Raw genomic sequence first — 7903 nt, 5'->3', positions numbered from 1 at the left:
GTTGCGCGATCGCCAGTCAGCACTGCCAATGTAGTATTCAGGCTGACCATTATTCCCAAAGTAGAAAATCCGTGAGTGCTCCAAAAAGCGGCCAATAATACTAATCACCCGAATGCGATCGCTCACTCCCGGCACACCGGGGCGCAGACAGCACATGCCGCGAATAATCAAATCAATTTCCACTCCTGCTTGGGAGGCCTCATAGAGGGCACGAATCACTTGGGTATCTGTAATGGCATTCATCTTGGCAATAATCCGCCCCGGTTGGCCATTGCGGGCGTGCTCAATCTCACGGTAAATGAGTTGAAGTGTGCGATCGCGCATGGTGACCGGGGCAACGAGCAGCTGACGATACTCCCGTTGGCGGGAATAGCCCGTCAGTACATTAAAGAGTTCCGAGAGATCAGCCCCCAATTCCTCGCGGCAGGAAAACAGGCCTAAGTCCTCATAAAGACTAGCCGTTTTCGGATTGTAATTGCCCGTGCCGATGTGGATATAGCGGCGAATTTGTCCCGCCTCTTGGCGCACAACCAGAACCGTTTTAGTGTGGGTTTTGAGACCCGGCACGCCATAGACCACGTGGACGCCAACCTTCTCCAGCTTCCGCGCCCAGAGGATATTGTTCTCCTCATCAAAGCGTGCCTTCAGCTCTACCAAAACAGCCACTTGCTTGCCATTTTCTGCTGCCTTGATTAGGGCATTGACAATCGGTGAGTCGCCTGATGTGCGATAGAGCGTCATTTTAATTGCTAGCACCTGTGGATCATGGGCAGCCAAGGTAATAAAGCGCTGTACTGTTGCGGCAAAGGAATGGTAGGGATGGTGAACAATGATATCCCCCTCCCGAATCAGGGCAAAGAGTTCGTTGGCGACTGCTTCCCAATAGTCCGTGCCTAGGGTCGTAATTTCGCTTGTGGTGTCAAACATCGATTCCCGTTCTTCTACTCGCTGGAAACGCGGAGGAACTTGAGGGTGCCACTCCGGATCCTTAAACTGGGGCAAGGGCAAGGCCATAAAAGCAAATAAATCATTCAAGCACAACAGACCATCGAGTTCATAGACATCAATCTCCTCGAGATCCATTTCCTCCATGAGGGTTTGCTTGAGAAGTAATGGAATACCTCGCTGCACCTCTAGACGCACCACAGACCCAAAGCGCCGTTTACGAATTTCCTGCTCAATGGCAATCAGTAAATCATCGGCCTTGTCCGTTTCCAGTTCAAGATCAGCACTGCGGGTAATGCGAAAGGCAAAGTAGGCCTGAATCTCCATCCCCGGAAAGAGGGCACTGAGGTTGTGGGCGATAATTTCTTCGAGGGGCACGCCGACCCAATGGGCACCTTGAGGGAAGTACAAATGTTGGGGCAGTGCCACAAAGCGAGGAAACTGATTCGGTACCTTCACTCGCGCTAGGTGCTCTTGGCCAGAGTCTGGGTCACGGATGAGCACTGCGAGATTCAAACTTAGACTAGAAATGTAGGGAAAGGGATGGGCAGGATCAACTGCTAAGGGGGTAAGCACTGGAAAAACTTGAGCTTGGAAGTAGTCGTTGAGATAGGCCTGCTGCTCAGGTGTCAACTGATTAAAGCGAGTGAGGAAAATGGCTTCCTTTGCCAAGAGGGCGCGCAGTTCTTGGTCGAAATAGCGGTGTTGCTCGGTAACAATCGGTAACAGATATTGCCGCACTGCTTGTAACTGCTCCGCTGGGGGCATACCATCGGCTCCCCCTTGGACAATGCCACTTTCCACTTGCTGCTTCAAACCGGCCACACGCACCATGAAAAATTCATCCAAGTTGGAACTGAAAATGGCCATAAATTTCAGCCGCTCTAGTAGGGGTGTGCGGGGGTCATAGGCTTCGTGGAGTACCCGCTTATTAAATTCCAGCCAACTTAAAGAGCGATTGAAGTAGTACTGTGGATTGTCAAGATCAATCGATTCAGGAGCTTTACGGCGGGGGGATTTCGCAGCGGTCATGGCCGTTTGTTCTTGTTCGTCAGTCACCCTAGCATCCACTGTACTCGATTCCCCTTTTGCAGCGTTGGTACCAACCCCAGAGCGTACAATGAGAAGGTTAAGGTTTGCTAATTGTGGAGAGTTTCTACCAATATGGCTGACGTGGGGGCAACGGGAGCCGAAATTCGGGCAACACGGATTGAAAAAGCAAAAACATTGCAAGTGCAAGGGATGACCCCTTATGCCTATCGCTGGGAGCGCACCCATACGGCAGCAGTTCTACAGGAAAAATATGCCCACTTGGCGGCGGGCGAAGCGGTGGGCGATCGCGTGAGTGTGGCCGGCCGCATTATGGCGCGGCGCATCTTTGGCAAGCTGGCCTTTTTTACGCTGCAGGATGACAGCGGCACGATTCAGCTTTACCTCGATAAGCAAACGATCACCCAAGGGATGGGAGAAGCAGCCTTTGCTGATTTGAAACATCTCACAGATGTCGGGGATATCCTTGGCGCTGTAGGCACCCTCAAGCGCACGGAAAAGGGAGAACTCTCGGTGGTGGTGGAATCCTACACCATGCTCACCAAGTCATTGCTGCCCCTACCCGACAAGTGGCACGGCCTCACAGATGTGGAGAAACGCTATCGTCAGCGCTATGTGGATCTCATTGTCAACCCCCAGGTGCGTGACACGTTTCGCAAGCGGGCGCTCATTACCGCAGCCATTCGCCGCTACCTAAATGAGCAGGGATTTATTGAAGTTGAGACGCCGGTGTTACAGACAGAAGCCGGAGGGGCTGAGGCGCGTCCCTTTATCACCTACCACAACACATTGGAGATGCAGCTTTATTTGCGCATTGCCACGGAGCTACATTTGAAGCGCTTAGTTGTGGGTGGCTTTGAGAAGGTCTATGAACTGGGGCGCATCTTCCGCAACGAGGGCATCTCAACCAAGCACAACCCTGAATTTACCTCCATCGAGGTCTATCAGGCCTACGCCGACTACCACGATATGATGGCTCTAACAGAGGCAATTATTACCACAGCGGCAAAGGAGGTGCTGGGTACCCTCAAGATTCCCTATCAGGGGCAAACGATTGATCTGACGCCCCCGTGGCGCCGAGTAACCATGTACGATGCAGTGGCGGAGGTAACCGGTATTGATTTTCGCCAGTTGGGCGATCTGACCGCAGCGAAGCAAGCAGCTCAAAAGGTGGGGGTAAAAGACCTAGACGCCTGTGACACAATTGGGCGAGTACTCAACGAAGTCTTTGAGCAAACCGTTGAACCTACCCTGATTCAGCCCACATTTGTGCTTGACTACCCTGTGGAGATTTCACCGCTGGCTAAGGCTCACCGCAGCCAACCGGGACTGGTGGAGCGATTTGAATTATTTATCGTCGGTCGCGAACACGCCAATAGTTTTTCGGAGTTAACGGATCCTTTGGATCAACGGCAGCGCTTGGAGGAGCAGGCGCGGCGCAAGGCGGCTGGGGATTTGGAAGCCCACGGTGTTGATGAAGATTTTCTCACGGCCTTAGAATATGGAATGCCGCCCACAGGAGGGTTAGGGATTGGCATTGACCGCTTGGTGATGCTGCTGACGGATTCGCCAAGTATCCGTGATGTGATTGCTTTCCCACTCCTGCGCCCTGAAGGGACAACTGGGCAACTGTGATGGGTTTGCTAAAATCTTAAGCATAATTTACTAAAGTCCATACTCAACTTCCACTAAATGGAGGTACGGCCAACAATGTCAGTGCAGACTATTGAGAAACCAGCAACCGTTCGCAAGTTGGCTCCTCGCTATCGTGTGCTGCTTCACAACGACAATGTGAACTCCATGGAGTATGTGGTGGAGGTACTACTGAAGACGGTGCCAAGCCTCACCCAACCCCAAGCTGTGGATATTATGATGGAGGCGCACACGACAGGGGTGGCCTTGGTAATTACCTGTGCCCTTGAGCACGCTGAATTTTACTGTGAAGGCCTGAAAATGGCAGGGCTGACAAGCACCATTGAACCCGCTGAATAGGCCACTTTTTTCACAGTTTTGGCGGCAGATGATCCGCCGCCCCTTTTGGCTTCGCCTCTTGAGTTTTGCCTTGACGCTGCTGCTGCTGTGGCTGCCCTTGGGTTTGAGTATCTATTTTTTCTGGGGAGAGGGCGGTGCAGCTAGCTTTGTCAACATGGGGCTACTGTACCTTATCTTTATTCTCTTGCTGCGAGTCTGGGGGCGGCGGGTGCACCAACAGCGATCGCCCCTTGGGTTTTACGGCCTCAAGGGGGGTTGGCTCTTTGGACGGGATGCCCTAGGGGGTTGGTTCGGGGGTGTCATTCTAGTTGCCCTGTTATTCCTAATAGAGGGACTCCTCGGCTGGGTGACGTGGCAGGGGCTACCGGATCGCTTTGGTCTGCTGCTGTTGAATGGCGCCCTAACCGGTGTCGCTGTGGGCTTTGCCGAAGAATTACTCTTTCGCGGCTGGCTATTACAGGAGCTGGAGCTAGAGTACCAACCGTGGTTTGCCTTGTTGCTCAATGGCCTGATTTTTGCGGCATTGCATTATCTGCATCCTTTGGAGGTTATTTTGGCCACATGGCCGCAATTTTTTGGCTTGGCGCTCTTGGGCTGGATTCTCGGATTAAGTAAATGGGCTTTTGGGGGGCGGCTGGGTTTTCCCATGGGACTCCATGGGGGGTTGGTGTGGGCCTATTTTGGCGTTAATGCCGGCAACTTAGTGAGCTATACCGGCGTAGCCCCAGAGTGGCTAACGGGGGTTAACGGTAACCCAATCGCTGGCTTGATGGGCGTTTGTCTCTTGGTACTGGTTGCCTTGGGACTTAGCTATCGCGTCGCAACCGCACCATAAAAAAACCGTCCATATCCTGTTGCTGGGGCCACACCGTAATCCAACCTTCGGGGGCGGCCTTTAGGGGAAAGTCGGGAGGGGGCGGTTCAATATGCCAGTGGGGATGGGAGGAGAGAAACTGCTGAATCTGGACTTCATTTTCTGCCGCTTCTAGGCTACAGGTGGCATAAACCAATAGACCCTGAGGTTTTACCCAGCGAGAAACATTGGCCAAAAGCTGAGCCTGTAGGGGCAATAGTTCACCCAAGCGGGTTCTCAAGGGTTGCCAGCGGGCATCGGCATGGCGGTGCAGCGTTCCTGTGGCGGAGCAGGGTACATCCAAAAGTACGCGATCGCCCACTTCTAGAAAGTCCTCAGCCGTTGCACTATCAAGGGTGTAAATTTCAATGCTCCTCAAGCCCAGGCGATCGCGATTGTGCTCCAACTTCCGCAGACGACTGGGAGCGCGATCGCAGGCAATGACACGGCCGTGATCTGCCATCAACTCAGCAATATGGGTGGTTTTGCCGCCGGGGGCAGCACAGGCATCAATGACCACTTCACCCGGCTGCGGATCCAAGAGATGACCGACCCATTGCGCCGCCCGATCCTGAACCGACCAGTGCCCTTCAGTGTAGCGAGGAAGTTCCGACATGGCTTGGCCACAGTGGGGCAGCATCAGTCCTTGGGGCAAGTGGGGAATTGGCTGCAACCCGTAGCCTGCCGCCGCAAAGTCGGCAATCAGTTGGTCAGGGGTGGTGCGCAGCGGATTAAGGCGCAAATCTAGACGCGGCGGCCGATTAAACCATTCACAGAGGGCAATACATTCTCGCTCTCCCAAACGTTCTAACCAAGCGCCAACCAGGTCATCGGGAAAACTATAGTGGCATCCCAGTTGAGACACCAACGGCAGGTCAGCAATTAGGGCGGGCAGGGGATCGGTGGGGGAGCGGCTATAGCGGCGCAAGACCCCATTCACCAGGGGGGCAAAGTGGCCCCAGCCCATTTCTTTGACCAGTTCCACGCTGCTGTGCACGGCGGCATGGGGGGGAATGCGATCCAGGTAGCGCAGTTGGTAGAGGCCGAGGCGCAGCACCAGCCGTACCGCTAGGGGAGGCACTTTGTGGCAAAACCCCTGAATTAGGGTATCTAGGGTGCGCTGTTGGCGAACACTGCCATAGACCAGTTCAGTGACCAGAGCGCGATCGCCCCCCTTGAGGGCATACTGCTGCAGAATCCGATGGAGTGCCACATCGGCATAGGTACCCTTGGCCACCTGCTCTAGAGCCTCAAGGGCAAGACGACGGGCACTTAGTTCCACGCCGATTGTTCAATCCTTTCCCGCTGTTCACTGGTGGCGATCGGCCATTCGGGGTTGTCGCCGCCAATCACTAGAGTTTTTAGGGACACATAGTCCTCACTAAATTGGCTAAGGGCGTTAATCAGCACATCCAAGGCCAACGCATCACTGGTGCCCAAATCAAACCAGCAGCGTGCCCAGCGATCGTTGTACTCAAACTCGCCCATATTGTGCATTACCGCCATCATTGAACTCTCCGCTTGGGCGCGATCGTACTCTAGGTAACTGAGGTCTAACCCCGTCTCCTGCACCTGTAGGTTTTCGGCATTAAATCCCCCCAATTTCCCTAGGAAAAACCACGAGTTAAAGACTTCCTCAAGGTACTGCTGCTCAACGGACGAAGGGGGTGCGGCAAATTCCACCCAAATCCATAAATCAAAGGGATTTACTTCGCGAAAGATGACATTCATGCCGAAGCTCCCATTAGACCCTTCTGGAATGCAGGTCGTTGTTGCAAGCGAGCGACGTAGTCCGCCACCGCCGGATAGGGACTTAGATCCACCTGAAAGAGCATCTGAAGATAGGCCAGCACTGACCCCAGGGCAACATCGGCCACCGAGAAGTCATTGCCCAGAATGTAGGAGTGCCCTGTGAGGGCCGTCTCAATCCCCTTAAGGAGGCGAGGCAGTTGGCGATCGCGATTTTCAGGCGGAAGCATTGCCTGTGTCAACGTGGAATTGGCAAACAGCACCCACTGATAGACTTGGGCAGCCGCCGCCGCATCCTTGGGCAATTCACCGTGGACTTGAGCCAGATAAAGCAAAATTGCTCCCGATTCCCACAGCACCACATCGCCATCTACGATCACAGGAACTTTGCCCATGGGGTTGAGTTTGAGAAAGTCGGGCTGCTGCTGCTCCCCTGCTTGCAGATCGATCAGCACAAATTCATAGGGAATTCCCAATTCTTCTAGATACCAGCGAACAATGCTGGCACGGGATTTGGCACCGCCATAGAGCTTAAGCATAGGTCAGTTGCAGCAATCGGTGTGTCAATTCAATCTAAATCACTTTTATTATGCGCTTTGATCGGCTTCAAAATGATTGCTTGCCTCACCGTCCTCAACGCCAAAGCAGTTCCAGCGGCCATTCAGCCACCCTTTCCGCCAACTCCTCATTGGAGTGTTGACCACAGGGCAGCACCCCCAGCACGGGCACTTGGGTGAAACGGCTGAGAAATTCTGGCGGTGTCCACTGCGCAATATCCGTGTCGCTACAGGGGTTGACGCAGTTGAGAATCACACCGCGAATGTCCAGCTTGTACTGCCGGGCAAGGGCCACATTGGCCACAACTTGGGCGATCGCCCCTAGGCGCACCGTTGCCACCAAGACAATGGGCAACTTCCAAGCGGCCGCCAGATCTGCCACCGTCCACTCCCAAGTCATCGGTGACCCTAGACCGCCAATCCCTTCGACTAAAAGATAATCAAAGCGCTCCTGAAGCTGCCGGTAAGTTTGCCACACAGGCACCAAATCAATCGTGCGCTGTTCCAATTCGGCTGCAATGGGAGGCGCAAGGGGCGCCGTAAAACTGAGGGGGCACACTTCACTGGCTGTTTGTTCTAAAGGCAGCGTTTGGCAGTAATAATCCCCGTCCCCGATCTCGACCGCAGTCCCGCTCTGCATCGGCTTAAAAATGCCCCAACGTTCTTGGGAACGATAGCGATGGGCGTAGGACCATAGTGCCCGTGTAATCATTGTTTTGCCCACACCCGTATCAACACCTGTAATCAGTAGGGACTG

8 protein-coding genes are annotated in these 7903 nt (G+C 53.9%); 3 read left to right on the top strand and 5 right to left on the bottom strand.

The window, feature by feature from the left end; all coding sequences use genetic code 11:
• A partial coding sequence (gene ppk1 / locus Q0683_RS01435; protein WP_298975902.1) for a polyphosphate kinase 1 occupies positions 1-1977 on the bottom strand: 1977 nt, incomplete at its 3' end.
• Between the two features lie 132 nt (positions 1978-2109).
• Here ppk1 and lysS point away from each other — a divergent pair.
• The 3 genes from lysS to Q0683_RS01420 all read left to right on the top strand — a co-directional run bounded on the left by lysS (position 2110) and on the right by Q0683_RS01420 (position 4822).
• The gene (lysS, locus tag Q0683_RS01430) at positions 2110-3630 is read left to right on the top strand and encodes a lysine--tRNA ligase (RefSeq protein ID WP_298975900.1); all 1521 of its coding nucleotides are present in this window, start codon (positions 2110-2112) and stop codon (positions 3628-3630) included.
• A gap of 75 nt (positions 3631-3705) precedes the next feature.
• The gene (gene clpS / locus Q0683_RS01425) at positions 3706-3987 is read left to right on the top strand and encodes an ATP-dependent Clp protease adapter ClpS (RefSeq protein WP_298615240.1); all 282 of its coding nucleotides are present in this window, start codon (positions 3706-3708) and stop codon (positions 3985-3987) included.
• A gap of 28 nt (positions 3988-4015) precedes the next feature.
• Entirely contained in the window at positions 4016-4822 is an 807-nt protein-coding gene (locus Q0683_RS01420) for a CPBP family intramembrane glutamic endopeptidase (RefSeq protein WP_298615242.1), read from the top strand.
• Here the strand turns inward: Q0683_RS01420 and Q0683_RS01415 are convergent.
• From Q0683_RS01415 to bioD, 4 genes are all read right to left on the bottom strand, one after another.
• Complete coding sequence (locus tag Q0683_RS01415) at positions 4794-6122, bottom strand: 16S rRNA (cytosine(967)-C(5))-methyltransferase (RefSeq protein WP_298975896.1); 1329 nt, start codon at positions 6120-6122, stop codon at positions 4794-4796. The genes Q0683_RS01420 and Q0683_RS01415 overlap by 29 nt on opposite strands.
• Positions 6113-6571 (bottom strand): DUF3531 family protein, encoded by a 459-nt coding sequence (locus tag Q0683_RS01410; protein WP_298615246.1) that lies wholly within the window; start codon positions 6569-6571, stop codon positions 6113-6115. The genes Q0683_RS01415 and Q0683_RS01410 overlap by 10 nt, the downstream gene beginning before the upstream one ends.
• Entirely contained in the window at positions 6568-7128 is a 561-nt protein-coding gene (locus tag Q0683_RS01405; protein ID WP_298615249.1) for a glutathione S-transferase family protein, read from the bottom strand. The genes Q0683_RS01410 and Q0683_RS01405 overlap by 4 nt, the downstream gene beginning before the upstream one ends.
• A 94-nt stretch (positions 7129-7222) precedes the next feature.
• Positions 7223-7903 (bottom strand): dethiobiotin synthase (gene bioD, locus Q0683_RS01400; protein WP_298975893.1); only part of this gene is annotated, 681 nt, incomplete at its 5' end.

Source organism: uncultured Thermosynechococcus sp., from assembly GCF_938074695.1.
Taxonomy (GTDB): Bacteria; Cyanobacteriota; Cyanobacteriia; order Thermosynechococcales; family Thermosynechococcaceae; genus Thermosynechococcus.
Note: the sequence above shows the minus strand (reverse complement) of the source record. Positions and strands in the feature narration are given on the sequence as shown.